Raw genomic sequence first — 25,018 nt, forward strand, 5'->3', positions numbered from 1 at the left:
GGGTCGGGGAGACCACAATGAACAACAACCCCCGTACGAACGCGCCCTGGCGCGTGTTGATCATCGGCAGCGGTTTTGCCGGTCTGGGCCTGGCCATGCAGTTGCGCAAGGCCGGTGAGGAAGACTTCCTGGTGCTGGAAAAGGCCGGCGAAGTCGGCGGCACCTGGCGCGACAACAGCTATCCGGGCGCCGCCTGCGACGTGCCTTCACATCTCTATTCCTTTTCCTTCGAGCCCAAGTACGACTGGTCGCGCAAGTTCGCGCCGCAGGCGGAAATCCATGGCTATATCCTGCAATGCGTGGAGAAGCACCGGCTGCGTCAGCATATCCGCCTGAACAGCGAAGTGCTCGGTGCCGAGTTCGATGCTGAGCGCGCCCTATGGCGTGTCGAGCTGGCGGACGGCGAGGTGATCGAGGCGCAGGCGCTGGTCAGTGCCTGCGGCCAGCTCAATCGGCCGGCCTACCCGAAACTGCCCGGCCTGGAGCATTTCCGTGGCGAGGCCTTTCACTCGGCACGCTGGCGCCATGACCTCGACCTGACCGGCAAACGCGTGGCGGTGATTGGCACCGGCGCTTCGGCGATCCAGTTCGTGCCGCAGATCCAGCCCAAGGTGGCCAGCCTGAGCCTGTTCCAGCGTTCGGCGGCCTATGTGCTGGCCAAGCCGGATCGCGCCTATCACGCCTGGGAAATCGCCCTGATGCGCCGTCTGCCCTGGCTGCAGCGCGGCGTGCGCCTGCTGCAGTATCTGCATCATGAAGCGCGTGCGGTGGCCTTCGTACAGTGGCCCTGGCTGTTGCGCCTGATGCGTGGGCGCTTTACCGACCACCTGCAGCGGCAGATGCCCGATGCCGCCAAGCGTGCCCGCTTGCAGCCGGATTACCCCATGGGCTGCAAGCGCATCCTGATCAGCAATGATTATTTTCCGGCGCTGGCACAGGGCAACGTCGAGATCGTCGATACGGCGATTCGCGAGGTGCGCGAGAACGCCCTGGTGACCGCCGACGGTCGTGAGCATCCGTGTGATGTGCTGATCTACGGCACCGGCTTCACCGCCAGCGATTTCCTCGCGCCGATGCGTATTCGTGGCCTCGATGGCCTGGAACTGAACCAGGCCTGGCAGGACGGCGCAGAGGCCTACAAGGGCATTAGCGTCAGCGGTTTCCCCAATCTGTTCCTGCTTTACGGGCCGAACACCAACCTCGGTCACAACTCGATTCTGTACATGCTGGAGAGCCAGTTCGCCTATGTGCTGGGCTGCCTGCGGGCGCTACGCGGGCAGGGGCTGCGCTACCTCGACCTCAAGCCGGCAGCGCAGCGGCGCTACAACCAGCATCTGCAGGCCGAAACGCAGCGCACCATCTGGGCACAGGGCTGCCACAGCTGGTACCAGACGGCAGCCGGAAAGCACACCAACAACTGGCCGGGATACACCTTCACCTACCGTCAGCAGACGCGCATGCCGGAGTTGACCGACTATGACTGCGTTCGCTGAGTTCGTCGCGCCCATCCCGGGCCAGAAGGTGCTGCGCCTGGTGCTGCGCGGTCTGCTGCGTCTGCTGTTTCGTGGCCTGGTACGGCCGCCCATGCCGGTGGCCGGGCAGCGCCTGGTCTTGCGCCTGCTCACGTTCGCCACGCTGCTGCCGGCCAAGGTGCAGCGCACGGCCGAAGCCTTGGCTGGACGGCCCTGCGAGTGGCATCGCCCGCCGGTCGACAGCGGCCGGGTGCTGCTGTACCTGCATGGCGGTGCCTTCATGGTCGGCGGGGCGAACACTCATCGCGCCATTTGCGCGCATCTGGCCAGCCGCGGCGGTTTCGCGGTCTGCGCGCTGGACTACCGCCTGGCGCCGGAGCATCCCTTCCCGGCAGCGCGCGATGATGCCGTGGCAGCCTATCGCGCGCTGCTCGAGGCCGGTTACGCCGCGCAGCAGATCGCCTTCGCCGGAGACTCGGCCGGTGGCAACCTGTGCCTGATCGCGTGTCTGCGAGCCCGCGAACTTGGCCTGCCGGCACCGGCCGCACTGCTGTGCTTCTCGCCCTTTACCGATCTTGCCTGCGAGCAACTGCACCAGCCGGACGCGGGTGATCCGCTGATCCATCCGCGTTGGCTCGAGCAGGCCGTCGATCTCTACGTACCAAAGGGCATCAGGCCTGGCGATCCGGCGCTATCGCCGCTCTATGCCGATCTGCGTGATTTGCCGCCGACCCTGCTGCAGGTGGGCGAGGACGAGGTGCTGCGCAACGACAGCCTGCGCCTCGCCGCCAGCGCTCATGCTGCCGGCGTCGAGGTGCGTCTGGAGCGCTATCCGCAGTTATGGCACGTCTTCCAGGCCCATGTCGGGCTGCTGCAGGCGGCTGATCAGGCCATTGGCCGGGCTGTCGACTTTCTCCACGAGCGGGGTTGGCCATGAACAACATTCTCATCACCGGAGCGGCCTCCGGTATCGGTGCGGCGACGGCTCGGTTGTTCCATGCCCGTGGCTGGCAGGTCGGTCTGCTGGACGTGGATGGCGCCGCGCTGGGCCGCCTGGCCGACGAGCTGGGTGGCGTCTGGTGTCGGGTGCTGGACGTCACTGATGCCCAGGCGGTCGGCCAGGCGCTAGCCTCGTTCTGCCAGTTGCATGACGGGCGGCTGCGCGTACTGTTCAACGGTGCCGGCATCCTGCGTACCGGCGCGTTCGAGAGCATCGACCTGGCAGAACACCAGCGCCTGCTGCAGATCAACGTGCTGGGCCTGCTCAATCTGACTTATGCGGCTTTTCCCTACCTGAAGGCCGCGCAGGGCGCACAGGTCATCAACATGGGTTCGGCCTCGGGGCTGTACGGCGTACCGTTGATGGCCAGCTACTCGGCCAGCAAGTTCGCCGTGCGCGGGCTTACCGAGGCGCTGGAGCTGGAGTGGCGCGCTCACGGCATTCGCGTCGGCGATCTCATGCCGCCGTTCGTCGATACGCCGATGGTCGCCAGCCAGGCCGTGCGTCCACCAATCATTCGGCGCATGGGCGTGCGCCTGCAGGCCGAGCACATTGCCGAGGCTGCCTGGCAGCAGGTACAGAACCATCGCGTACACCGTACCGTCGGTGTGCAGTTCGGCCTGCTTCATGCCCTCGGGCAGATCACACCTGCGGTTATTACCCGTGCACTGATGGCTTGGCTGAGCCGACCCTGATGCCGTCTGTCTTGGCTCGCCGACTTCTTGCACGGTGAGTGGACGAACTTCGCAGATAGCGTCTAGCCTGTAAGTGACCGTCCGGATTTTTCGCCGGGCGGTCGTCGTTGCGCTTCGGAACACACTTCAAGTTCAGCTTGATCCTCGGGGCGGCGCCTCTGGCAGCCGCGCCACCGCTCGGTATGAGCGGTTGCAATGGGAACATCCATCCATCGCCTGAGAGGAGTCGTTTCATGAGCACAGCCTTGCATGAAGATGCCAGCACCTCGGTGCTGCGCCGGATGAAGGAGGGCGGTTTCGATTTCGCCCAGTTTCACCCCATCGAGTTCTACGCCATCTTCCCCGATGAGGAGCGGGCACGGATGGTAGCCGGACAGTTTCGCGGCGAATCGCTCAACGCTCAGGTCACGCCCCGTGAGGACGGGATCTGGCACCTGCAGATCAGCAAAGTGATGTATGCCACCCAGGCCGGTATCGGCGCGTTCGAGCAGAACCTGGAGTCCATCGTCGCCCCGCTGGGGGGCATGCTCGACGGTTGGGGTGTCACTCAGGAGATTCGGCCCAGCAAGTCGGATCTACAGCAACCAGCAAGATAGCGATAGTTGTGCGGATCGGCCTTTGCCAGGCCGATTCGCGCGCTCGACTTACCCTCTAGCGTCGCGCACACTGCGCGGCATGTCTGACGTTCTCATCCTCACTCATATCGATTACTGCCCGCCGGCGCACTTGGCCGAGGTGCTGCGTCGCCGTGGCATCGCGCATGACGTGCTGCGCGTCGACCTCGGCGAGTTGCAGGGCTATGACCTTCAACGGCCCAAGGCTGTCGCGGTGATGGGCGGGCCGATGAGCGTCAACGACCCGCTGCCGTGGATTGCCGATGAAATCGAGGCGCTGCGTCAGTTGATCGCCCGCGATGTGCCTGTCATCGGTCATTGCCTGGGCGGTCAGTTGTTGGCCCGCGCCTTGGGTGCGTCGGTCTCGCGCATGCCTTACACCGAATCCGGCTGGCAGCCCCTGCAGCGTCTGCCTGCTGCAGCGGCCAGCCCATGGCTCGCGCATCTGCCGGAGCAGGTAGAAATCTTTCAGTGGCACGGCGATACCTTCGCCATACCCGAGGGCGCGCAACCGTTGCTCTCCAGCCGCTGGTGCGCCAACCAGGCCTTTGCCTGGGGTGACAGGGTACTGGCCTTGCAGGGCCATCCGGAGATGACCGAAGCCCTGATCGAACAATGGCTGACGGACTGGTCGCACCTGCTCGACCCGAGTCAGCCCAGCCAGCAGAGCCTCGAACAAATGCGCGCGCAGCTGGCGCAGAAGGTGAGGGCGCTGAATAAGGTGGCCGAAGGCTTCTATGCGCATTGGTTGAGTTTGGCCGGGCTCTGAGGCCGACTGCTTGCGTTGGTATCTAGCGTTCTGGTGAATAGTGTTTCTTTTCAAAGGCTTAAGCTCGTTTAGCAGACGTTCAGCTTGAACGTATCGTTTTTGATAACGATGTTATAAAGTTGCGTTTTTGCGAAGGCGCTTCCTCGGTCACCGTCCCGGCCCGAGTAGGGCAGCCCTGATCACCCGCACATTCAGGCTGTGAAACCTGCATGGACAGACGAAAACTGCTGCAACTGCTACTCGCCGGCCTGGCCTTGCCGGTCTCGCTCCGCGCTCAGGCCGCCCAGGCCGTGCGCCGTGTCGGCATCCACCAGGCGGGCGGCAAAACCCTTCTGCAACTCGAACTCTCCGGGCCGGTCAAGGCCAACAGCTTCAGCCTCGACGCGCCACCGCGGCTGGTGATCGACCTGCACAACGCCACGCTGGCAGCAGCGCTCGACGGTCTGCCCCTTGCCGGCACGCCGATCACTGCGCTGCGCAGCGGGCTGACACCGAGCGGTGATCTGCGCATCGTGCTGGATCTGATCGATGCCAAGGCCCTTGCGGCAATCCCGCCGCTGCAGAATCTCGGTTCGACTCTGCAACTGCAATTGCCTGCCTCGACCCCAGTGGTGAGCCAGCGCCCGGCCGTTGCCAGCCAGGCGCAGCCGGCGGGGCGGCCGACTGATCGCGACCTGTTGATCGTGATCGACCCTGGCCATGGCGGCAAAGACCCCGGAGCGCTCGGCGCCAAGGGTGAGCAGGAGAAGATCGTCGCCCTGCAGATCGCCACCCTGCTGGCTCGGAAAATCAACGCACAGAAGGGCTACAAGGCGCGCCTGACGCGCAGCAGCGACGTATTCATCCCGCTGCGCAAGCGGGCCGAACTGGCACAGCGCCTCAACGCCGACTTGTTCGTCTCGGTACACGCCGATGCCGCGCCACGGCGTACCGCCTCCGGTGCTTCGGTGTTCGCCCTGTCCGAGCGCGGCGCGACCTCGTCGATGGCGCGCTGGATCGCCCAGCGCGAGAACGAAGCCGATTTCATCGGCGGTGGCTTGCCGGCGGCGATGCAACAGAGCGACCCGATGCTGGCCGGCGTGCTGCTGGACATGTCCATGACCGCCACCATTTCCACCAGCCTGGATCTGGGCCATCAGGTGTTGCAGCGGCTGGGCTCGGTGGCGGGCGTGCACCAGTCGCGGGTCGAGCAGGCTGGCTTTGCCGTGCTCAAGTCCGCTGCGGTGCCGTCGATCCTGGTGGAAACCGGCTTCATCTCCAATACCGGCGACTGCCAGCGCCTGCATGACGCCCGCCACCAGCGCAACCTGGCCGACGCTATCTTCGCCGGGGTAGACGGTTACTTCCGCAAGCGCCCGCCACCCGGCAGCCTGATCGCCACAATGGCGGCCAAGCAGCAGGCCTGAAGACTCAGGGCGCGTCCGCTATCAGCGCCAGCAGATCGGTCACGCCTACATCCACACCCGCCTGTTGCAACAGGGTCGTGGCTTGCCCGCGATGGTGCGTCTGGTGGTTGAACAGGTGCATCAGCAGGGCGAAGAAGTTCTTCTGCGCGGCGATGCCCTTGGTGTTGTGGTAGGCGAGGGTGCTGTCCAGATCGGCCTCGGTCAGGTGTTGCGCCAGCCATGTGATCAGTTCGTCCAGCTCCGCGCGCAACGTGCCCAGCGCGCGAATGTCGTCGGCCATGGGCTGATCCAGACGCGCAGCGGGCGTGATCCGTTCGATTGGCGCCAGCACCTCTGTGCAGGCGGGATGCCGGGCATAACGCCCGAGCCAGATACGGTCGGCGACGACCAGATGGTTGAGCGTACCCAAGATCGAACCAAAGAAGGCGCCGCGCTGAGCCGCCAGCTCCGCGTCGGGAAGACTGCGCGCAGCTTCGTACAGCCGCTCGTTCATCCAAGTGTTATAAGCCGCCATCTGCTGCACATGTTCGCTGCGCTGCATGATCTGCTCCTTTTCAGCCATGAAAGGCAACAGCATGCATCGGCGGCGGATGCATCGACAGATACAGCTGCGCGCTTAATTCGCGGCTGGCTCCGACCACACGGCAAACTCATTGCCGCCCGGCTCGACGAAGTGAAAGCGCCGACCGCCGGGGAAGGCGAAGATCGGTTTGATGATCGCCCCACCCGCAGCCTCGACCTTGGCCAGGGTGTCTTCCAACTGCGCGCTGTAGAACACGATCAGCGCGCTGCCGTTGTCGCTGCGCGCGGACATCTCGGCACTGAAGAACCCACCATCCAGGCCCTCGTCGGCAAAGGCCGCATAATCGGGGCCGTAGTCCGTGAAGCGCCAACCGAAAACAGCCTGGAAGAAGGCCTTGGTGGCGGGCAGGTCGCGGGTGGGGTATTCGACGTAGTTGATCTTTTCGTGAGCGGGCATGCCGGGTTCCTTGGCAGTGAAAGAAAGTTACTCCTGGGGTTCGTGGTGTTCTACCCAGGCTACTCGCTAGTGGCGCTGTGCTGTAAATAAATCTGCACCTTCCCCATTTTTCTACATTTGTTAGCCGTTATTTGAGAACGTGCGCAACCTTGTGAGGGATTATGTATGTGCCGTCTAGCATGTGCTCGATTATTTGGATGGCTAGCGATAATTGTTGTTGATTGTGTTTTTTTACTTCGTGAGCTGCGTCGTTGCCGAGTACTCTAAGTTTATGCAGTGTTTCAACTCCCTCTTTAGTGACGATGCCTTGTTCTTGTAGGGAATTTATTTTGTTGTAAAGATCTTTTCCTGTGGCCTCAAGGTCTTTACATATTGTTTCAATTAGAGCTCTAATCCCTATGCCGGCAAGGATGTTCTGTTCATTCTCAATTGCAAGAATTGTTTCTTTATAGATGTCTTGAACGTTCAGTGGTAACAGGTAGCTGTCAATGGCTTTTAATCCTGCTGACCGGCCTGGATAGAATTTTATTGTCTCAATGTCATATTTGGTGTTGCTTTCGCAGTCATAATCATAGTCTTCAGAGTTTGTTGATTCGACCCTGAAAGATACTGCCTCGCAACCTTGGCATTGAATAATTTGGTTGGCCTTGTTCCAGTCGTAGCTATTTCCGTGGCCACAGTCTTGACTGCCGCTTTCATTGTAAGCGGCAACGATAATGTGCGTTGTTTCTCTGCTGCATTCTCGGCAGACAAATTTGTATTTTCCAGGAACGTTGTTTTCTAGTAGGAATGTTCTTTCTATGTTTCCCATGGGGAGTCCTAGCAGTAATGCCTAACTATAAATAGACACCAAATGATGCATGCCCTGCGTGTGGCTTTGATGGATAACCTTCCTAGCCTTTTTCAAGATACTTCTCTAGCTCGCGGGAATTAGCGAGGCGCTCAGGTGTTTGGAAGGTTATACACCATCTCGGACAAGTGCTGGTAAGTGGCAATTACGCGTAGACTGTTATGGCTCGAAGGGGTGTAGAGAAGATCGCGAGCAAGCTCGCTTCTCCAAAAGCAGGGCGGGGAGAGGAAGGCGCATCGGTTAAACCGCTGCGCCTTTCGTTTCAGCGGTTGAACCGCTCCACCAACGCATACTGCCCTTGCGCCGTGCCGGTCAGGGCCTGGCTGAGTTTGGCGGTGTTCTGCGCTTCGCCTGCCGTCTGGTCGGCCAGTTGGGCGATGGTGGTGATGTTCTGGTTGATCTCGTCGGCCACGGCGCTCTGTTCCTCGGCGGCGGCGGCGATCTGGTTGGCCATGTCGGTGATATTGGCCACGGCGTCGCTGATGCCGGCCAGGGCCTGGTCGGCTTGCAGCACCCGTTCGACGCCTTCGTCGGCCTGCTTGCGGCCGATTTCCATGGTCATCACCGCTTCTTCGGCGGTGCGTTGCAGTTTGGCGATCAGGCCGTGGATCTGTTCGGTGGACTCGGCGGTGCGCTGGGCCAGCGAGCGAACCTCGTCGGCCACCACGGCGAAGCCGCGGCCCATCTCGCCAGCGCGCGCGGCTTCGATGGCGGCGTTGAGGGCGAGCAGGTTGGTCTGGTCGGCGATGCCCTTGATCACGTCGACCACGCCGCCGATTTCGTTGCTGTCCTGGGCCAGGCGGGTCACGGTTTCGCCAGTGTCACCCACCGACTGCGACAGGCGCTGGATGGCTTCGCGGGTCTCGGCGGCAATGGAGCGGCCTTCGCCGGTCAGGCGGTTGGCCTCCTGGGTGGCGATGGCGGTACGGGCGACGTTGCTGGCCACTTCCAGGGTGGTGGCGGCCATTTCATTGACGGCGGTGGCGACCTGTTCGGTCTCACTACGCTGGCGTTCGAGGCCGGCGGAGCTGTTGTGCGCCAGCTTGTCGGCTTCGCGGGCTTGCTGGGTCAGTTGCTCGGCGGTGTCCTGCAGGCGGGTCAGGCAGGTTTTCAGCCGCGCATCCTGGCTGAGCATGGCCATTTCCAGGCGCGCTTCGGCGCCGCGGCTGTCGGTGTACATCTGTGCGATCAGCGGGTCGGAGGTGGTCTGTTCGGCGATGCGCAACAGGCGTTTGATGCCTCGGGTCTGCCAGGCGATGCCGGCCAGGCCGAGCGGCACGGAGAGGCAGGCGGCGAGGATGAAGCCCCAGTTGCTGCCCATCCAGTGGCCGATGAGAAAGCCGATCTGGCTGACTAGGATGAAGGGCATCCAGGCCTGGACGATGGGCAACCACTGGTTGCTGGCCGGAATGGCGGACTTGCCGGCATTGATGCGGGCGTACAGCGTTTCGGCGCGGCGCACTTGCTCGGCGGTCGGTTTGACCCGCACGGACTCGTAGCCGACCACCTTGTCGCCTTCGGTGATGGGCGTGACGTAGGCGTTGACCCAGTAGTGATCACCGTTCTTGCAACGGTTCTTGACGATGCCCATCCACGGCCGGCCCTTCTTCAGGGTCGTCCACATATGGTCGAACACGGCCGGCGGTACGTCGGGGTGACGAACCAGATTGTGTGGCGCGCGAATCAGTTCCTCACGAGAGAAGCCGCTGATCTCGACGAAGGCCTCGTTGCAGTAGGTGATCTGCCCTTTGAGGTCGGTGGTGGAGATCAGCCGCTGTTGCGATGGAAAGGCCTTCTCGCGCTGGGTGACCGGTTGGTTGTTACGCATGGCAAGTGTCCGTCGTTGTTATGCCCCTTTAAATCGACCGTCTGACGGTAAAGTTGAGGGGCAGAGTCCGTTTTCGCGAGTGTAATCGCTTTTTGAATGACGTCACATTTTTGTCACGACATCGGCCTTCCCTGGCCCGACGGTGCGTGACCCTGCCGCGTGGCGGCAGGGTAGAGCATCAACTGGCGATCATCTGGCGTAGCACGTAGTGCAGGATGCCGCCGGCCTTGAAGTACTCGACCTCGTTCAGGGTGTCGATGCGGCACAGCACTTCGACTTCCTCATGCTGGCCGTCTTCGCGGGTGATGATCAGCGTCAGCGGCATATGCGGGCGCAGTTCCACGCCTTCCAAACCCTCGATGGCCAGCACTTCCTGGCCGGTGAGTTTCAGGCTGTTGCGGTCGGTGCCCGGCTTGAACTGCAGCGGCAGCACGCCCATGCCCACCAGGTTGGAGCGGTGGATGCGCTCGAAGCTCTCGGCGATCACCGCCTTGACCCCCAGCAGGTTGGTGCCCTTGGCCGCCCAGTCGCGGCTGGAGCCTGTGCCGTATTCCTTGCCGGCAATGATCAGCAGCGGCGTGCCTTCGGCCTGGTAGCGCATGGCTGCGTCGTAGATCGCCAGCTTCTCGCCGCTGGGTACGTGCAGGGTGTTGCCGCCTTCCTCGCCGCCGAGCATCTCGTTGCGGATGCGGATGTTGGCGAAGGTGCCGCGCATCATCACTTCATGGTTACCGCGGCGCGAGCCGTAGGAGTTGAAGTCGGCCTTGTCCACGCCGTGTTCGCTCAGGTAACGCCCGGCGGGGCTGTCGGCCTTGATGTTGCCGGCTGGCGAGATGTGGTCGGTGGTCACCGAGTCGCCGAGCAGGGCGAGGATGCGCGCATCGCGGATATCGGTGATGCGCGGCGGATCGCCGGCGATGTTCTCGAAGAACGGCGGATGCTGGATGTAGGTGGAATCGCCTTGCCAGGCATAGGTATCGGCCTTGGGCACGGCGATGGCCTGCCATTTCTCGTCGCCAGCGAAGACTTCGGCGTATTCCTTGCGGAACATGGCGGTGTCGACTTTGGCGATGGCGTCGGCGATCTCGGCCTGAGTCGGCCAGATGTCCTTGAGATACACCGGCTGGTCGTCCTTGCCGGTGCCGAGGGCATCGCGGGTAAGGTCGATACGCACGCTGCCGGCCAGGGCATAGGCCACCACCAGGGGCGGCGAGGCCAGCCAGTTGGTTTTCACCAGCGGATGCACGCGCCCCTCGAAGTTGCGGTTGCCGGAGAGCACCGAGGCGACGGTGAGGTCGGCCTTGGCGATGGCCTTTTCGATGGGGGCGCGCAGCGGCCCGGAATTGCCGATGCAGGTGGTGCAGCCGTAGCCCACCAGGTCGAAACCGAGTTTCTCCAGATAGGGCGTCAGGCCAGCTGCGTCGAAGTATTCGGTGACCACCTTGGAGCCGGGCGCCAGCGAACTTTTCACCCAGGGCTGGCGTTGCAAGCCTTTTTCCACCGCCTTCTTGGCCAGCAGGCCGGCAGCCATCATCACGCTGGGGTTGGAGGTGTTGGTGCAGGAAGTGATGGCGGCGATTACCACGGCGCCGTCCTGCAGACGATGAGTGTGGCCGTCGTCTTCGTAGTCGATACCGCCGCTCTGCTGGTCGCCACCGACGGCAGTACCGCCGCCGCCCTCGCTGAGCATGCGGCCTTCTTCCTTGGCCGCAGGCTTGAGTTGCAGGCCGACGAAGTCGTCGAAGGCCTGATGAACCTGGCCGAGGGCGACGCGATCTTGCGGGCGCTTGGGCCCGGCCAGGCTGGCTTCGACGCTGCCCATGTCCAGGCTCAGGCTATCGGTGAACAATGGCTCGTCGCCGGGTTCGCGCCACAGGCCCTGGGCCTTGCTGTAGGCCTCGACCAGTTGCACGGTGGCGTCCGGGCGGCCGGACAGGCGCAGGTAACCGAGGGTGATGTCGTCGACCGGGAAGAAGCCGCAGGTGGCGCCGTATTCCGGGGCCATGTTGGCGATGGTGGCGCGGTCGGCCAGCGGCAGGTCGGCGAGACCGTCGCCGTAGAATTCGACGAATTTGCCCACCACGCCCTTCTTGCGCAGCATCTGGGTGACGGTGAGCACCAGGTCGGTGGCGGTGATGCCTTCTTTCAGCTTGCCGCTGAGCTTGAAGCCGATCACCTCGGGAATCAGCATCGACACTGGCTGGCCGAGCATCGCCGCTTCCGCCTCGATGCCGCCGACGCCCCAGCCGAGTACGCCGAGGCCGTTGATCATGGTGGTGTGCGAGTCGGTGCCGACCAATGTGTCCGGATAGGCGAGGGTGATACCGTCCTCTTCCTTCGTCCATACGGTGCGGGCCAGGTATTCCAGGTTGACCTGGTGGCAGATGCCGGTGCCCGGAGGCACCACGCTGAAGTTGTCGAAGGCATGTTGGCCCCAACGGAGGAAGGCGTAGCGCTCGCCGTTGCGCTGCATTTCCAGCTCGACGTTGTCGGCAAAGGCGCTGGAGGAGGCGTAGCGGTCGACCATCACCGAGTGGTCGATGACCAGGTCCACCGGCGACAGTGGGTTGATGCGTTGTGGGTCACCACCGGCCTTGGCCATGGCGTCGCGCATGGCGGCCAGGTCGACCACCGCCGGCACGCCGGTGAAGTCCTGCATCAGTACGCGCGCCGGGCGGTACTGGATCTCGCGGTCGGAGGCGCGCTTGTCCAGCCAGTCGACCATGGCCTGCAGGTCTTGCGGCATTACGGTCTGGCCGTCTTCGTTGCGCAGCAGGTTTTCCAGCAGCACCTTGAGCGATTTGGGCAGGCGGTCGATGTTGCCGAGGCGCTGCGCGGCTTCCGGCAGGCTGAAATAGTGGTAGGTGGCGTCGCCGATCTTCAGCTCGCGGCGGCAGTTCAGGCTATTGCGGGAGGGCATTGCACGTCTCCTTTAGCATGCCGTTGAAAAACTACCTGCGTTGGCAATATTGCGTTAAAAATGGCCTCAAAATGCTCATTTACAGCAAGTAAAGTCGAACGCGACTCCGAGCGTTTTTCGGCCATTTTTGCCTTGTCTTGCCTGCCTAGCCTACGTTTTTCAACGGCCTGTTAGGCCCACACGGTTCGGGCCGTGGTCGGTGGCTGTTTGGCTCAAGAACGCCAGGCAGCCTTATCATTTCACGGTGTTCCAGCGTCGTGGCAAAGGTTGCTGGCACATAGTCACTGGACAGGTTAGCAGGCTCTAGGTTCCCGCCTCGGGTATCATGGCCGGCCCAAGGAGTCCGTTCGATGAATACCCTGTTTCTGCATTGCCGGCCCGGTTTCGAGGGCGAGGTGTGCGCTGAGATCGCCGACCTCGCTGCGCAACTGGAGGTGCCTGGCTACCCGAAGAGCAAACCCGGTAGCGCCTGTGCCGAGTTCGTCTGCAGCGAGGACGATGGTGCCGAGCGTCTGATGCGTCAGACCCGTTTCAACCGCCTGATCTTCCCCCGTCAGTGGGCACGTGGTGCTTTCGTCAGCCTGCCGGAAAGCGACCGCATCAGCGTTTTGCTCGAAGCCCTGGCCGATTACCCAGTGTGCGGCAGCCTGTGGCTGGAGGTGCTCGACACCAACGACGGCAAGGAGCTGTCGACCTTCTGCAAGAAGTTCGAGGCGCCGCTGCGCAAGGCGCTGCTAAAGGCCGGCAAGCTGGTGGACGATGCCAAGAAGCCGCGCCTGCTGCTGACCTTCAAGAGCGGCCGTGAGGTGTTCGCCGGCATCGCCGAGGCAGACAACCTGGCGATGTGGCCGATGGGCATTCCGCGCCTGAAGTTCCCGCGTGAGGCACCGAGCCGCTCCACGCTCAAGCTGGAGGAGGCCTGGCACCACTTTATCCCGCGTGATCAGTGGGATCAGCGCCTGGCCGCCGGCATGACCGCTGTCGACCTGGGCGCCGCGCCCGGCGGCTGGACCTGGCAGTTGGTCAACCGGGAAATCCGCGTCACCGCCGTGGACAACGGGCCGATGGCAGAAAGCCTGATGTATTCGGGTTTCGTGGTGCACCAGCGTGCCGATGGCTTCACCTTCCGCCCGCGCCATCCGGTGCACTGGATGGTCTGCGACATCGTCGAGAAGCCGGCGCGCACGGCGGCGATGATGGAGGCCTGGTTGGGTGAAGGGCTGTGTCGTGAGGCGGTGGTCAACCTCAAGCTGCCGATGAAGCAGCGCTACGCCGAGGTGCGGCGCCTGCTCGACCGCGTCGAGGCGGGGCTGGCAGAGCGCGGCATGAAGGTCAGCATCGGCTGCAAGCAGCTCTATCACGACCGCGAGGAAGTCACCTGTCACCTGCGCCGGCTCGGCAAGTGAGGTAACTGGCCGGGCGCGGACGTTGTCCGGCCCGGGCTCCCGCTTCGCACCGGGTTCCTCCCGGTACTGGCGTGCGCGCCGTCCTGGCAGGCTGGAGCGCAGGCAGCTTGCCTCAGATGCCTGGGTGGCGCTGCCCATCCAAGGTTGTGCGCATCAGGTGACCGCCAGGGCTCCTTTGCGCGACAATGCGCGCCTGCCTGTGGAGCCCTTTATGTCCGAAGCCCTGACCCTCAATCACGATGACCTGCTCGACGCCAGCGGCCTGAATTGCCCCGAGCCGGTGATGATGCTGCACAACAAGGTGCGTGACCTGTCCCCTGGCGGGCTGCTCAAGGTGATCGCCACCGATCCCTCGACCCGTCGCGATATTCCCAAGTTCTGCGTGTTTCTCGGTCACGAGTTGCTCGGCCAGGCCGAGGAAGACGGCACCTACCTGTACTGGATTCGCAAGAAGGCAGATTAGGCGGCTTTGGCGGGCTGTTCGCTTCGTCGGCTTTCGTAGGGCGGGTGCAACCCGCCAAATAGCGGATGTCGTTGGTCGTGATGGCGGGTTGTACCCGCCCTACGGTTTGTTAGCTCTCGCTATTCCATCCCGCCTGTCCCGGCGCCAGGCCGCAGCTGTTGAGCAGCGTCTGCCAAGCCTTGACGTGCCGCGCCGTGGCGGCACGGAAATCCTGCCATAACGAATCCTGCTCGCCCGTCAGGCGCTCCAGGTAATCGCGCGTGGTCGGCGGGATGCCGTCCACGGCCTGCAGGTGCTGCAACGCAGCCTGCCAGCGCTGGCCGCGCTGATCGACCTGCGCCAGGTAGGGCTGCAGACTGCCGGCGTAAAACTTGACGAAAATGTTCTGCAGAATGCGGCCGCGCGGGGTTGGCCGTCCTTGCGGGCAGACCGGTCGGCGAGCCTGGCGTTGCTCCAGCAGGTCGCTGCCGCTGTCGAGGCTGTGGCGCAGGCTGGCCAGGCTGGTGATCAGTTGGCCGCCCTGTTCGCTGGCATAGAGGGCGAAGAACAAGGGCTCCAGCTCGCTGGCCGAGGGTGGCAGGCGCTCGGGCAGCGCGTCGCCGATGCGCGCTAGTTGCTCCAGGGCGTCGAGTGCGGCGCTGTCTTCGCTTGGCGTGACGGCCAGGGCCTGGTCGGCGAAGCGCAGGTAGCGCTCGAACTCCTGGCTGCCGTTGAGCGCATTCCAGAACACGGCCGGCAATTGCTGACGCTTGTCGCCTGCCAGTTGCTGCAAGGTGTTGCGGAGCGCCGTGTCGGGCGGCAGCGAGGGCAGGCAGTCGTCGATGGCACGCAGCAGATCGCCCTCGTAGCCCAGGCGCTGGCTGGGCACCAGTTGCTTGCCAAGGCTGCTGTTGCGTTGGCTGATCAGTTGCTGCAGGCGAGGGCAGCTATGGGCGTCGATGACCAGGTCGAGCAGGCTGATGCGCAGCTCGGGGACGTCGATCAGGCGTTCGCGGCGTGGTGGCAGGCGGTACTGGCTCAGGCTGCTTGGCTCGAACGCGGCGAAACCATCGGTTTCCAACGCGTTGTCGAGCCGCTGCAGGTAGTCGTCCTGCAGCGCCAGGCCGTCGTCACCAGGGCGGCAGGCAGCCAGCAGGCAAAGGCTGATCAGGAATAAGAGGCGAGTCATGTCGCCAGTCTAGACGCCGTCATTGCCGGCTCCAAGTGGCGCTCAGGTGGCGCGGCGAATACGTTTGCGCGCGCTGCGCGCCAGGCGCACGGTGAGCATCGCGGCGGCGCAGGTCAGGCCGACCACCAGGCCTTGCCACAGACCGCTCGGACCACTGGGCTCGCCGAACAGCTCGGACAGCCCCAGCGCATAGCCCACCGGCAGACCAATGCCCCAGTAGGCGAACAGGGTCAGCAGCATGGTGATGCGGGTGTCCTGATAGCCGCGCAGGGCGCCGGCGGCGGTGACCTGGATGGCGTCGGAGAACTGGAACAGCGCCGAATAGACGATCAGCGTCGCTGCGACTGCGATCACGGCCTTGTCCGGGGTGTAGATCTGCGCGATCTGTTCGCGCAGCAGGAACATCAGGCTGGCCGACAGACAGGCATAGCCCAGTGCCGCGCCCATGCTCACTCCGGCGGCGAAGCGCGCCTCGCGCGGCTGACCGCGACCCAGTGCCTGGCCGACCCGTACGGTGGCCGCCATGGCCAGCGAGTAGGGGATCATGAACACCATGGAGCTGAAATTCAGGGCGATCTGGTGCCCGGCCACCACGGTGGCGCCGAGGCCGCCGATGAGCAGGGCGATGACGGCGAAGATGCTCGATTCGGCGAACACCGCCACGCCAATCGGCACGCCAATGCTCAGCAGGCGCTTGATCACCACCCACTGCGGCCAATCGAAACGAGCGAACAAGGCGCTGGCGCGGTAGTAGGGCGCCCACTTCACCCACACCAGCATGCCGATCAGCATGAAGATCATCACCAGGGCCGTCGCCCAGCCGCAACCGACGCCGCCCATGGCCGGCAGGCCGAACTTGCCGTAGATGAAGATGTAGTTGGCCGGAATGTTCAGCAGCAGGCCGAGGATACCCAGCACCATGCTCGGGCGGGTGTGGCCGAGGCCATCGCTGCAGCAGCGCAGCACGTGATATAGCGCCACGGCCGGGAAACCGCAGGCCACGGCGCGCAGATAGCCCATGGCCGGGTTGACCAGGGCTGGGTCGACATTCATCACATGCAGGACGACCTCGGCGTTCCACAGCAAGGCTGCGGCGCTGCCGCCGACGGCCAGGGCCAGCCATAATGCCTGGCGTACCAGTGGGCCGATGGCCGCTTCGTCACCGGCGCCGAAGCGCTGCGCCACCTTGGGCGTGGTGGCCAGGAGAATGCCGGTCATCAGCAGGAACACCGGCACCCAGATCGAGTTGCCCAGGGCGACGGCGGCCAGATCCTGCGGGCTTACGCGCCCGGCCATCAGGGTGTCGACGAAACCCATGGCGGTGTGCGCCAGTTGGGCAATGATGATCGGTGTGGCCAGGATGAGCAGGTTGCGCAGTTCCGTGCGCACGCGCCCCAGGCGGCTTTCGCTGGGCATGTCGTGTCTTCGTGGGAGGCGGGAGGCCGCGCAGTTTACGCCTTGACGCCCCGGTCAGAAAAGTCTGAATGCGACGTTTGCCTGGCGCCTCGCGTACAATGCGCGCCTTGCCGTGGAGCCGCCTCATGCTGATAGTCGCCGACGAAAACATTCCCCTACTCGATGAATTCTTTGCCGGTTTCGGGGCAATCCGCCGTCTGCCGGGCCGTGCCATCAGCGCGCAGGACGTACGAGATGCCGACCTGTTGCTGGTGCGCTCGGTTACCCGCGTGGATCGGGCGCTGCTGGCGGGCAGCCGCGTGCGCTTCGTCGGCACTTGCACCATCGGCACTGATCACTTGGATCTCGATTACTTCGCCGAGGCTGGCATCGCCTGGAGCAGCGCACCGGGCTGCAACGCGCGCGGTGTGGTGGATTATGTGCTGGGCAGCCTGCTGACCCTGGCCGAGCGCGAAGGCGTCGACCCGGCCGGGCGTATCTACGGCGTGGTCGGTGCCGGGCAGGTGGGGGGGCGTCTGGTCGAAGTGCTGCGTGGCCTCGGCTGGCAGGTAAGGGTATGCGACCCGCCGCGGCAGGCCGCCGAGGCGGGCGATTTCGTCAGCCTGGAGCAGATCATCAATGAGTGCGATGTGATCAGCCTGCATACGCCGCTGGACACATCGACGCGACACCTGTTCGATGTGGCGCGCCTGGCTGCGCTCAAACCCGGCACCTGGCTGATCAATGCCAGCCGTGGCGCGGTGGTGGACAACGCCGCCCTGCGTGCGTTGTTGCTGCAACGCACCGACCTCAAGGCCGTGCTGGATGTCTGGGAGGGTGAGCCGCAGGCCGACGTCGAGCTGGCCGCGCTGTGCCAACTGGCCACGCCGCATATCGCCGGTTACAGCCTGGACGGCAAGCTGCGTGGCACGGCGCAGATCTACCAGGCTTGCTGTCGGGCGCTTGGTGTGGCTGAGCAGGTGCGTCTGGACGATCTTATGCCGGCGCCCTGGCTGAGTGAAATCACCCTGGATGGCCAGGCTGATCCGGCCTGGGCGCTGGCCAGCCTGTGCCGTGCGGTGTATGACCCGCGCCGCGATGATGCGGACTTTCGCCGCAGTCTGGTGGGGGATGCCGAGGCGCGTCGTGCGGCCTTCGACCGCTTGCGCAAACATTACCCGATGCGCCGCGAGACCGATGGCCTGCGCGTGCGTATTCAGGGCGATGTAGCGCCGCTGGCGGCTCTGGTGCGAGCCTTGGGCGCTATCGCTCTTTAGCCAGAGGGCGCCATCCGTCACGCTTGTTGATCAGTTTGATGTCTGGTGCGGTGTAACCCGGGTTTCAATGCAGCGCGATGGATCGGCTGGCGGGTTACGCGGCGCGTTGAGCTCATCTGGGGCAGCAAGCACGGTGAGCCGCGCCGCTAACCCGCCCTACGGATAGTGCGTTATCCACAGGCTTTATCTTTGGATAATTAAATTGCGCGCAATTTAATTGCTCGTTACTTTGTTCGTCACTTTCAGCCCATTCAGGATGATTCCCCATGAGCAATGCGCTTTTCGATATCCCGGTTACCACGATCAAGGGTGAGCAGAAGACCCTGGCCGATTTTGGCGGCAAGGCCGTGCTGGTGGTCAATACCGCCAGCAAATGCGGGTTTACCCCGCAGTACAAGGGCCTGGAAAGCGTCTGGCAGCAGTACAAGGACAAGGGCCTGGTGGTGCTCGGCTTCCCCTGCAATCAGTTCGGCAAGCAGGAGCCGGGTGACGAGGGTGCCATCTCCGAGTTCTGCGAGCTGAATTTCGGCGTCAGCTTCCCGCTGTTCAAGAAGGTCGACGTCAATGGCAGCGATGCTCATCCGCTGTTCGTGCAACTGAAGAAGCGCGCGCCGGGTCTGCTGGGCAGCCAGGGCATCAAGTGGAATTTCACCAAGTTCCTGATTGGCGCAGACGGCAAGGTGGTCAAGCGCTTCGCCCCGACCACCAAGCCCGAAGAGCTGAGCAGCGAGATCGAGGCCCTGTTGAAATGAGTGCGTTCGATACCTTTGGCATGCAGCTCGACAACCAGCTGTGCTTCAAGCTGTACGCCGCTTCCCGCGCGGTGATCCGTGCCTACAAGCCGATGCTCGATGGCCTCGGTCTGACCTATCCGCAATACCTGGTCATGCTGGTGCTGTGGGAGTGGCACCAGCACGCCCCGGCGCAGCCGACGCTCAAGGCATTGGGGCAGCGCCTGCAGCTCGATTCCGGCACGCTGACGCCTCTGCTCAAACGTCTGGAATCTCTCGGGTTGGTGCTGCGCCGCCGTGCGGCGCTGGATGAGCGTGAGGTGCATCTGGCGCTGAGTGAGCGCGGCGTGGCATTGCAGGCGCAGGTCATGCCGCTCAAGACGCAGTTGATCTGTCAGTTCGAGGAGGCCGAACTGGTCGAACTGGAAGGGCTGCGCCAGCGTCTGGATCGGCTGCTGGCGCGTTTGCAGGCGTCAGGCGGGTAGCCAGCTCTCCAGCAGAGTGGCCAGTTCCTCGCGGCGGAAGGGTTTGGCCAGGTAATCGCTCATGCCGGCGGCGCGGCAGCGTTCGCGTTCGTCCGACAGGGCATTGGCGGTCAGGGCGATGACTGGCAGTTCTGGCCAGCGCCCGTTGAGGCGGATGCGCCGCGTGGCTTCGTAACCGTCCATCACCGGCATGTTGCAGTCCATCAGCACCAGGTCGATGGACTCCTGTTCGAGTTGCTCCAGGGCTTCGCCGCCGTGGCTGGCGACCAGCACTTCGCAGCCGAGCTTGGCCAGCATGCCCTTGGCCACCATTTGATTGACCGGGTTGTCCTCGACCAGCAACACGCGTGCACGACGTTTCTCCAGGCTGTCGCTGGCGTGTGGTGCCGGGTTGTCCGTTGCGTCGTGTTGCAAACCATGGCGCAGCGCCTGCAGCAGGCTGCTGCGAGCCAATGGACGGGCGATCTGCTGCAGCGGGGCGAGGCGTTGCGCCTGCTCCTGCGGCAGGAAGTTGCCATAGGCGGTGACCAGCAGAATCGGAATGTCCAGCGCCGGACGCAGGCCGAGCAGGCACTCAGGGCGGTCGCTGATCAAGAGGTCGGTCTGGACGCCGAACAGGCTGGCGTCGGTGTCCAGGCGTCGGTAGTTCAGGCCCCAGACGGGCAGCCAGCGTTCGAGCATCTGATGCAGGCCGCTGCTGCTGGGGGTCATCGCCACGATATCGCCGCCGAGTCGAACGCTGGCCGGCTGGCCTTGCCCGGCGAGCGGCAGCAGGGCGCAGAACTCGCTGCCGAAGCCTTCCTTCGACTGTAGCGTCAGGCTGCCGTGCATCGCTTCGCACAAGCGACGAGTCAGGGCCAGGCCGAGGCCGGTGCCGCCGAACTCTCGGGTAATCCCCACCTCGGCCTGGGCGAAGGGCTGGAAGATGCGCGCCTGGGCATCCTCGGCAATGCCGATACCGGTATCGCGAACACGGATGCGAATGCCCGCCGCGTCATGCTCAACCAGCAGGTCGACACGGCCGAAGCGAGTGAACTTGAGCGCGTTGGACAGCAGGTTGCTGACGATCTGGCGCACGCGGGTCGGGTCGCCGACCACCTGGGGCGGCAGGTCGGGGGCTACCAGGCAAGTGAGCTCGACGGCGGCGGCAGCATTCTGCGACAGCAGGCTGGCGGTTTCCTCGACCAGTACGCCGAGGTCGAAGGGAATGGCTTCCAGCTCGAGCTGGCCGGCCTCGAACTTGGACAGGTCGAGAATATCGTTGAGCAGCTCGACCAGTACCTTGCCCGAGTCATGGGCAATGCCCAGTTGCTGGCGCTGCTCGGCGCTGAGCGGGCCGTCCAGCGCCAGGGCCAGCATACCCAGCAGGCCATTGAGCGGGGTGCGGATCTCATGGCTCATGTTGGCCAAAAAGGCCGAGCGCGCCTGCGCCATGTTCAGCGCGGTGGTGCGCGCCGCCTCCAGCTCGCGGTTGGACTGGCTGAGGCGGACGTTGGTGGCCTTGAGCTCGGCGGTACGCGCCGAAACGATGTTCTCCAGCTCGCCCAGGTACTGGGTGAGGCGATCTTCCGCGCTGCGCCGTTGCTCGATTTCCTCGGCGATGTTCGACAACTGACGGTTGGTGACCTGCACCAGTATGCCGATTTCGTCGCGCTCGTGGCCCTTGGGGCAGGGCACGGGTTTGTGTTCGGTGTCCTGCGGGTTGCGCCGGCTCAGGGCGCCGATCACGTCCACCAGCGGGCGCGTCAGCATGAAGTAGAACAGCACCAGCAGGATCAGCGAGAGCAACAGGCTGCGGGCGAAACCGGTGAGCAGGGTGAGCAGCGAACGCTCTAGGAAGTGATTGCCGAAGGCGAAGGTGTCGACTTCCAGGCGCAGGACACCCAGCGCTTCGCTGGGCGAATGGGCGACATAGAGCGGATCCTGGAATACGCGCTGCGCGCCGAACAGGCTGTCACTGAAGACGCGATAGCGACTCTCGGCGCGTGGACGGCTGACGCTGGCGAGCATCTGGCCGTTGCTGTCGATCAGTTCGGCGCGGGTGACGGCCGGTGACCGCAGCAGGCCGAGCACCAGCTCCTGGGCCAGTTCGGCGTCGATGTTGTAGGCGATACGGGCTGCCGGATTGTGGCTGATTTCCAGCAGCGCACGAATCTCGCGGTTGATGGAGGCGTCCTCGCTGGCATAATCGATCGCCACCTGAATGATGCTGAGCAACGTGCCAAGGATGAACGCCACCAGAACGGTCAAGCCGGCCTGTTTGAATGACAGGCGATGGGTGAGCGAAATATCCATGAATGTGTGCGTCGTCTCTGATCCTTGGGCGCTTGCCAAGCATAGCTGATAGCGACCCTGTACCGGCAGAGCCTGCAACGTGCGGCTCTGCGCAAAAGGAGTAGTAGATCGTGGATTCCCGATTGCTGGATTTTCTCACCCGCGCCGAGCAGGTACTGGAGCGCATCGAGCCTCTGCTGCCGGCCCTGCGCCCGCACGTGGACTGGAGCCACTGCGTGGCGGCGCGTTGGGTGCGTGACGGACGCAGTGGTTTTCTGCAGCCGCTGGACGTCAGCCTCGACCTGGCGTTGAGCGATTTGCTCGGCGTAGATGCGCAGCGTGAGCAACTGGCGCGCAATACGCGGCAATTCGTCACCGGGCTGCCGGCCAACCATGCCTTGCTGTGGGGCGCGCGTGGCACCGGCAAGTCGTCGCTGGTACGTGCGCTGCTGGCCGAGCATGCGGCGGCGGGCCTGCGCCTGATCGAGATCGAGCGTGATCACCTGGCCGACCTGCCGCGTGTGGTGGAATGCCTGGCGGGGCTGGAACAGCGTTTCGTGCTGTTCTGCGACGATCTGTCGTTCGAGGCGGGCGAGGGCGATTATCGCGTGCTCAAGAGCGTGCTCGATGGCTCCCTGGAACAGGCGCCGGACAACGTGCTGCTGTATGCCACCTCCAACCGCCGTCACCTGGTGCCCGAGCGCCAGAGCGACAACGACAACTGGAAGATGGTCGATGGCGAGCTGCATCCGAACGAGGCTGTCGAGGACAAGATCGCCTTGTCCGACCGCTTCGGCCTGTGGCTGTCCTTCTATCCGTTCAGCCAGGAGCATTACCTGATTGTGGTGCGCCACTGGGTGACGGCTCAGGCGCGGCAGGTCGGGCTGGCCTGGGAATGGGACGAGGTATTGGAAAAGGCGGCAATCCGCTGGGCGCTGGGGCGTGGCAATCGCAATGGGCGCTGTGCCTATCAGTTCGCCCGGCACTGGGTTGGCCTGCAACTGCTGGAGCAGCGCGCATGATCGATCTTTCCGAAAGCGGAGCCGGCCTGCAGGGCTATGGCTTGCTCAGTGCGCAATTACAGGCGCTGCTCAGCGGCGAGCGTGACTTCATCGCCAATGCGGCGCAGTTTTCTGCGTTTCTCTTTCACGAACTGGCCGATCTGAACTGGGCCGGCTTCTACCTGGCCAAGAAGGGCGAGCTGGTGCTCGGCCCGTTCCAGGGCAAGGTGGCGTGCGTGCGTATTCCCTTCGGCCGTGGGGTGTGCGGTGCCGCTGCTGCCAGTCTGCAGACCCAGCGGGTGGAGGATGTGCATGCTTTCGCGGGTCATATCGCCTGCGACAGTGCGTCCAACAGCGAGCTGGTGGTGCCGCTGATCAAGGAGGGGCGTCTGGTCGGTGTGCTGGATCTGGACAGCCCGCAGGTCGGGCGTTTCAGTGAGGTCGATCAGGCCGGCATCGAAGCGCTGGCCGCAATATTCCTCGCGGCCAGCGATTGCTGAGTGGGGTGTCGCCGGTTGGTCAGCGCTTGATGCCGAGCTTCTCCAGCGTACGCAGCTCGCGCGGCAGCACCTGTTGTACCGAAGGGCGGGCCTTGACGCGCTGATAGTGCGCGGCCAGTGCGGGCCAGCGGCTCGCGTCGAGGGTTTCGCCACCGTGCTCCATGTTGATCAGTTGGCAGGCCAGCGCCAGGTCTGCCATGGAGCATTGCTCACCGAGGAAGTAAGGCCCCTCGCCGAGGGTTGCCTGCAGGTAATCGAAGTGCTTCGGCAGCTTGTCCCCGAGGGTTTGCTGCACCTGTTCTTCATCACATTGCTGACCCATGCTGGGTTTCAGTACGCGGTTGCGGAACACGCTGAAGGTGCACAGCGGTGCGAGTTCGTAGTCGGCGTACTTTTCCAGCCAGCGTACCGTGGCGCGCTGCTCTGCATCTTCACCATAGAGATGCTGACTCTGCGGATAGTGTTCTTCGAGGTACTGGCAGATCACGCTGGAGTCGGCGAGCGTGAGGTCACCGTCGCGAAAGGCGGGAATACGGCCCAGTGGGTTGAGCTCGCGGAACCAGTCGGGCGGGTTGAACGGCATGACCGGTTCGAGATCGTACGCCAGGCCTTTCTCGATCAGGCACAGGCACAGCTTGCGAACGAAAGGAGAGAGGGGGGCGCCGTATACGGTCATGCTCATGGAGTCTGGCCTCGTCGTCTGCTTTTGGGGTAAGAGGGCCGAGCGCGGTCAGCGGCGCTCAGTCATAGATGTTCTTCTTCTTCCAGTCTTCGTCGTCCAGGCCTTTCAGGCCTTCGGTGAGTTCACTGGCCTCGTCTGCGGCTGGCGGCGGAGCGTTGAGCACCATGGCATTGGCGCGAGCCAGGAGTTCCTCGAAACGCTTGAGCTGGGCCTGATACAGCGCGGGTTCGGGTTGCTTGCGCAAGTATTGCACCGCGCGCTCGAACGCCAGGCGGGCCTGGCCGGGGCGGCTCTGTTGCATGGCGCTCTGGCCGAGCGTGTTGAAGCACTCTATATAGACCTGCACCAGCATCTGGCGAATCTGCTTGAGCCAGAGCTTGCCTTCCCCCATGGGCAGCAGATTGATCTGCACCGAGCCGGTGATCAGGCCTTGCAGGTTTTCCAGGATGAAGCGTACTTCCTTGGCCTTGGCTTCGTTGAGGATCGGCTGCGGCGGGTTGTTCACGCTGATCGATTCGCCCTGCACGACCAGAGCGCGCAGCGCTTCGATGCTCTTGCCCAACTCAGTGTTCTGTTTATCCAGCGTTTGCAGGCGCTCGCTGAGCTGCAACTGCAGTTGGCTGAGCAGCAGCTTGAGGCGCGGAGTCATCAACTGACCGGGCATGCGCTCGGAAAGATCCTGGCAGCGGCGAATGCGGTCGAGCAGGTCGGCGCGTTGGCGGGCCTTCTCGAGCTTGCCGTTCTCGACAGCATGATTGACGTACGCGATCACCATCAGCAGGGCGATGCCACCGATGATCAGCAGGGTTATCACGAGTGGGGACACTGCTTGGAACCTCTCGACTACTGGCTTTTCGCCCGAGTGTAGTGGCTTGCTTGCGAGGCTCCTAGCGCTAACTCCATTTCAGGCTTGAAGTCTTTGATTTTAAAAATTTTTTAGAGAGAGGTTGACGACCTCTAAAAGCCTCCATAGAATGCGCGCCACTTCCAGCGCAAAGCCTAAAGCGAAGCGAAGGAAGCCGGAAAGTTGCTTGATGTTCCGGGGTGTGTCCCCTTCGTCTAGTGGCCTAGGACACCGCCCTTTCACGGCGGTAACAGGGGTT

The 25,018-nt window shown here is 63.6% G+C and carries 23 protein-coding genes; 13 read left to right on the top strand and 10 right to left on the bottom strand.

All coding sequences use genetic code 11. The features are described 5' to 3' along the window. Nucleotides 1-17: 17 nt before the first annotated feature. From ACODS1_RS15630 to ACODS1_RS15655, 6 genes are all read left to right on the top strand, one after another. Nucleotides 18-1,493, top strand: coding sequence for a flavin-containing monooxygenase (locus tag ACODS1_RS15630; RefSeq protein ID WP_489086379.1), 1,476 nt, complete (start codon nucleotides 18-20; stop codon nucleotides 1,491-1,493). Further along, nucleotides 1,477-2,409: an alpha/beta hydrolase gene (locus ACODS1_RS15635; RefSeq protein ID WP_489086380.1), complete on the top strand. Its 933-nt coding sequence runs from the start codon at nucleotides 1,477-1,479 to the stop codon at nucleotides 2,407-2,409. Before ACODS1_RS15630 ends, ACODS1_RS15635 begins: the two co-directional genes overlap by 17 nt. Continuing rightward, nucleotides 2,406-3,167, top strand: a complete 762-nt coding sequence (locus tag ACODS1_RS15640) for an SDR family oxidoreductase (protein ID WP_489086381.1) — start codon at nucleotides 2,406-2,408, stop codon at nucleotides 3,165-3,167. Before ACODS1_RS15635 ends, ACODS1_RS15640 begins: the two co-directional genes overlap by 4 nt. 233 nt (nucleotides 3,168-3,400) lie before the next feature. Next, complete coding sequence (locus tag ACODS1_RS15645; protein WP_322979028.1) at nucleotides 3,401-3,763, top strand: ribonuclease E inhibitor RraB; 363 nt, start codon at nucleotides 3,401-3,403, stop codon at nucleotides 3,761-3,763. Nucleotides 3,764-3,842: 79 nt separating this feature from the next. Beyond that, on the top strand, nucleotides 3,843-4,550 hold the full coding sequence (locus tag ACODS1_RS15650; RefSeq protein ID WP_489086382.1) for a type 1 glutamine amidotransferase: 708 nt from the start codon (nucleotides 3,843-3,845) through the stop codon (nucleotides 4,548-4,550). A 209-nt stretch (nucleotides 4,551-4,759) separates the two neighbouring features. Continuing rightward, complete coding sequence (locus ACODS1_RS15655; RefSeq protein WP_489086383.1) at nucleotides 4,760-5,956, top strand: N-acetylmuramoyl-L-alanine amidase; 1,197 nt, start codon at nucleotides 4,760-4,762, stop codon at nucleotides 5,954-5,956. A gap of 4 nt (nucleotides 5,957-5,960) precedes the next feature. On the opposite strand, the gene ACODS1_RS15660 is transcribed toward ACODS1_RS15655, so the two are convergent. The 5 genes from ACODS1_RS15660 to acnA all read right to left on the bottom strand — a co-directional run bounded on the left by ACODS1_RS15660 (nucleotide 5,961) and on the right by acnA (nucleotide 12,533). Then, entirely contained in the window at nucleotides 5,961-6,497 is a 537-nt protein-coding gene (locus ACODS1_RS15660) for a DinB family protein (RefSeq protein WP_489086384.1), read from the bottom strand. 75 nt (nucleotides 6,498-6,572) lie between these two features. Further along, complete coding sequence (locus ACODS1_RS15665; RefSeq protein ID WP_489086385.1) at nucleotides 6,573-6,935, bottom strand: VOC family protein; 363 nt, start codon at nucleotides 6,933-6,935, stop codon at nucleotides 6,573-6,575. 127 nt (nucleotides 6,936-7,062) lie between these two features. After that, nucleotides 7,063-7,746 (bottom strand): DUF4145 domain-containing protein, encoded by a 684-nt coding sequence (locus ACODS1_RS15670; RefSeq protein WP_489086386.1) that lies wholly within the window; start codon nucleotides 7,744-7,746, stop codon nucleotides 7,063-7,065. A 301-nt stretch (nucleotides 7,747-8,047) separates the two neighbouring features. After that, nucleotides 8,048-9,613 (bottom strand): methyl-accepting chemotaxis protein, encoded by a 1,566-nt coding sequence (locus ACODS1_RS15675; protein WP_489086387.1) that lies wholly within the window; start codon nucleotides 9,611-9,613, stop codon nucleotides 8,048-8,050. A 178-nt stretch (nucleotides 9,614-9,791) separates the two neighbouring features. Beyond that, nucleotides 9,792-12,533, bottom strand: a complete 2,742-nt coding sequence (gene acnA, locus ACODS1_RS15680; RefSeq protein WP_489086388.1) for an aconitate hydratase AcnA — start codon at nucleotides 12,531-12,533, stop codon at nucleotides 9,792-9,794. A gap of 350 nt (nucleotides 12,534-12,883) precedes the next feature. On the opposite strand from acnA, the gene rlmM reads away from it, so the two are divergent. After that, the gene (gene rlmM, locus ACODS1_RS15685) at nucleotides 12,884-13,939 is read left to right on the top strand and encodes a 23S rRNA (cytidine(2498)-2'-O)-methyltransferase RlmM (protein WP_489086389.1); all 1,056 of its coding nucleotides are present in this window, start codon (nucleotides 12,884-12,886) and stop codon (nucleotides 13,937-13,939) included. A gap of 211 nt (nucleotides 13,940-14,150) precedes the next feature. Then, nucleotides 14,151-14,402 (top strand): sulfurtransferase TusA, encoded by a 252-nt coding sequence (gene tusA, locus ACODS1_RS15690; RefSeq protein ID WP_003460892.1) that lies wholly within the window; start codon nucleotides 14,151-14,153, stop codon nucleotides 14,400-14,402. 109 nt (nucleotides 14,403-14,511) lie between these two features. Here the strand turns inward: tusA and ACODS1_RS15695 are convergent, their stop codons facing one another. Next, nucleotides 14,512-15,570: a DUF3080 domain-containing protein gene (locus ACODS1_RS15695; protein WP_489086390.1), complete on the bottom strand. Its 1,059-nt coding sequence runs from the start codon at nucleotides 15,568-15,570 to the stop codon at nucleotides 14,512-14,514. A gap of 42 nt (nucleotides 15,571-15,612) precedes the next feature. Further along, nucleotides 15,613-16,986, bottom strand: a complete 1,374-nt coding sequence (locus ACODS1_RS15700) for an MATE family efflux transporter (RefSeq protein ID WP_489086391.1) — start codon at nucleotides 16,984-16,986, stop codon at nucleotides 15,613-15,615. A gap of 125 nt (nucleotides 16,987-17,111) precedes the next feature. Here ACODS1_RS15700 and pdxB point away from each other — a divergent pair, with 125 nt between their 5' ends. The 3 genes from pdxB (at nucleotide 17,112) to ACODS1_RS15715 (ending at nucleotide 19,458) form a co-directional block, all read left to right on the top strand. Beyond that, on the top strand, nucleotides 17,112-18,242 hold the full coding sequence (pdxB, locus tag ACODS1_RS15705) for a 4-phosphoerythronate dehydrogenase PdxB (RefSeq protein ID WP_489086392.1): 1,131 nt from the start codon (nucleotides 17,112-17,114) through the stop codon (nucleotides 18,240-18,242). A 266-nt stretch (nucleotides 18,243-18,508) separates the two neighbouring features. Then, nucleotides 18,509-18,994, top strand: a complete 486-nt coding sequence (locus ACODS1_RS15710; RefSeq protein ID WP_489086393.1) for a glutathione peroxidase — start codon at nucleotides 18,509-18,511, stop codon at nucleotides 18,992-18,994. After that, complete coding sequence (locus ACODS1_RS15715; RefSeq protein ID WP_489086394.1) at nucleotides 18,991-19,458, top strand: MarR family winged helix-turn-helix transcriptional regulator; 468 nt, start codon at nucleotides 18,991-18,993, stop codon at nucleotides 19,456-19,458. Before ACODS1_RS15710 ends, ACODS1_RS15715 begins: the two co-directional genes overlap by 4 nt. Here ACODS1_RS15715 and ACODS1_RS15720 read toward each other — a convergent pair. Then, complete coding sequence (locus ACODS1_RS15720) at nucleotides 19,447-21,753, bottom strand: response regulator (RefSeq protein WP_489086395.1); 2,307 nt, start codon at nucleotides 21,751-21,753, stop codon at nucleotides 19,447-19,449. The two genes, ACODS1_RS15715 and ACODS1_RS15720, sit on opposite strands and share 12 nt — an antisense overlap. A 110-nt stretch (nucleotides 21,754-21,863) precedes the next feature. Here ACODS1_RS15720 and ACODS1_RS15725 point away from each other — a divergent pair, with 110 nt between their 5' ends. Together ACODS1_RS15725 and ACODS1_RS15730 are read left to right on the top strand one after the other, a co-directional pair. Continuing rightward, the gene (locus ACODS1_RS15725; protein WP_489086396.1) at nucleotides 21,864-22,754 is read left to right on the top strand and encodes an ATP-binding protein; all 891 of its coding nucleotides are present in this window, start codon (nucleotides 21,864-21,866) and stop codon (nucleotides 22,752-22,754) included. Continuing rightward, entirely contained in the window at nucleotides 22,751-23,233 is a 483-nt protein-coding gene (locus ACODS1_RS15730) for a GAF domain-containing protein (protein ID WP_489086397.1), read from the top strand. Before ACODS1_RS15725 ends, ACODS1_RS15730 begins: the two co-directional genes overlap by 4 nt. A gap of 19 nt (nucleotides 23,234-23,252) precedes the next feature. On the opposite strand, the gene ACODS1_RS15735 is transcribed toward ACODS1_RS15730, so the two are convergent. Both ACODS1_RS15735 and ACODS1_RS15740 read right to left on the bottom strand, forming a co-directional pair. Beyond that, nucleotides 23,253-23,915: a glutathione S-transferase family protein gene (locus ACODS1_RS15735; RefSeq protein WP_489086398.1), complete on the bottom strand. Its 663-nt coding sequence runs from the start codon at nucleotides 23,913-23,915 to the stop codon at nucleotides 23,253-23,255. Between the two features lie 58 nt (nucleotides 23,916-23,973). After that, on the bottom strand, nucleotides 23,974-24,741 hold the full coding sequence (locus ACODS1_RS15740; RefSeq protein ID WP_489086399.1) for a hypothetical protein: 768 nt from the start codon (nucleotides 24,739-24,741) through the stop codon (nucleotides 23,974-23,976). Nucleotides 24,742-25,018: the final 277 nt, after the last annotated feature.

Source organism: Pseudomonas sp. FG29 (assembly GCF_057809355.1).

Coding starts and splice junctions, on each gene's coding strand:
- ACODS1_RS15630 (WP_489086379.1), top strand. CDS start 18: ATGAACAACAACCCCCGTACGAACGCGCCCTGGCGCGTGTTGATCATC.
- ACODS1_RS15635 (WP_489086380.1), top strand. CDS start 1,477: ATGACTGCGTTCGCTGAGTTCGTCGCGCCCATCCCGGGCCAGAAGGTG.
- ACODS1_RS15640 (WP_489086381.1), top strand. CDS start 2,406: ATGAACAACATTCTCATCACCGGAGCGGCCTCCGGTATCGGTGCGGCG.
- ACODS1_RS15645 (WP_322979028.1), top strand. CDS start 3,401: ATGAGCACAGCCTTGCATGAAGATGCCAGCACCTCGGTGCTGCGCCGG.
- ACODS1_RS15650 (WP_489086382.1), top strand. CDS start 3,843: ATGTCTGACGTTCTCATCCTCACTCATATCGATTACTGCCCGCCGGCG.
- ACODS1_RS15655 (WP_489086383.1), top strand. CDS start 4,760: ATGGACAGACGAAAACTGCTGCAACTGCTACTCGCCGGCCTGGCCTTG.
- ACODS1_RS15660 (WP_489086384.1), bottom strand. CDS start 6,497: ATGCAGCGCAGCGAACATGTGCAGCAGATGGCGGCTTATAACACTTGG.
- ACODS1_RS15665 (WP_489086385.1), bottom strand. CDS start 6,935: ATGCCCGCTCACGAAAAGATCAACTACGTCGAATACCCCACCCGCGAC.
- ACODS1_RS15670 (WP_489086386.1), bottom strand. CDS start 7,746: ATGGGAAACATAGAAAGAACATTCCTACTAGAAAACAACGTTCCTGGA.
- ACODS1_RS15675 (WP_489086387.1), bottom strand. CDS start 9,613: ATGCGTAACAACCAACCGGTCACCCAGCGCGAGAAGGCCTTTCCATCG.
- acnA (WP_489086388.1), bottom strand. CDS start 12,533: ATGCCCTCCCGCAATAGCCTGAACTGCCGCCGCGAGCTGAAGATCGGC.
- rlmM (WP_489086389.1), top strand. CDS start 12,884: ATGAATACCCTGTTTCTGCATTGCCGGCCCGGTTTCGAGGGCGAGGTG.
- tusA (WP_003460892.1), top strand. CDS start 14,151: ATGTCCGAAGCCCTGACCCTCAATCACGATGACCTGCTCGACGCCAGC.
- ACODS1_RS15695 (WP_489086390.1), bottom strand. CDS start 15,570: ATGACTCGCCTCTTATTCCTGATCAGCCTTTGCCTGCTGGCTGCCTGC.
- ACODS1_RS15700 (WP_489086391.1), bottom strand. CDS start 16,986: ATGCCCAGCGAAAGCCGCCTGGGGCGCGTGCGCACGGAACTGCGCAAC.
- pdxB (WP_489086392.1), top strand. CDS start 17,112: ATGCTGATAGTCGCCGACGAAAACATTCCCCTACTCGATGAATTCTTT.
- ACODS1_RS15710 (WP_489086393.1), top strand. CDS start 18,509: ATGAGCAATGCGCTTTTCGATATCCCGGTTACCACGATCAAGGGTGAG.
- ACODS1_RS15715 (WP_489086394.1), top strand. CDS start 18,991: ATGAGTGCGTTCGATACCTTTGGCATGCAGCTCGACAACCAGCTGTGC.
- ACODS1_RS15720 (WP_489086395.1), bottom strand. CDS start 21,753: ATGGATATTTCGCTCACCCATCGCCTGTCATTCAAACAGGCCGGCTTG.
- ACODS1_RS15730 (WP_489086397.1), top strand. CDS start 22,751: ATGATCGATCTTTCCGAAAGCGGAGCCGGCCTGCAGGGCTATGGCTTG.
- ACODS1_RS15735 (WP_489086398.1), bottom strand. CDS start 23,915: ATGAGCATGACCGTATACGGCGCCCCCCTCTCTCCTTTCGTTCGCAAG.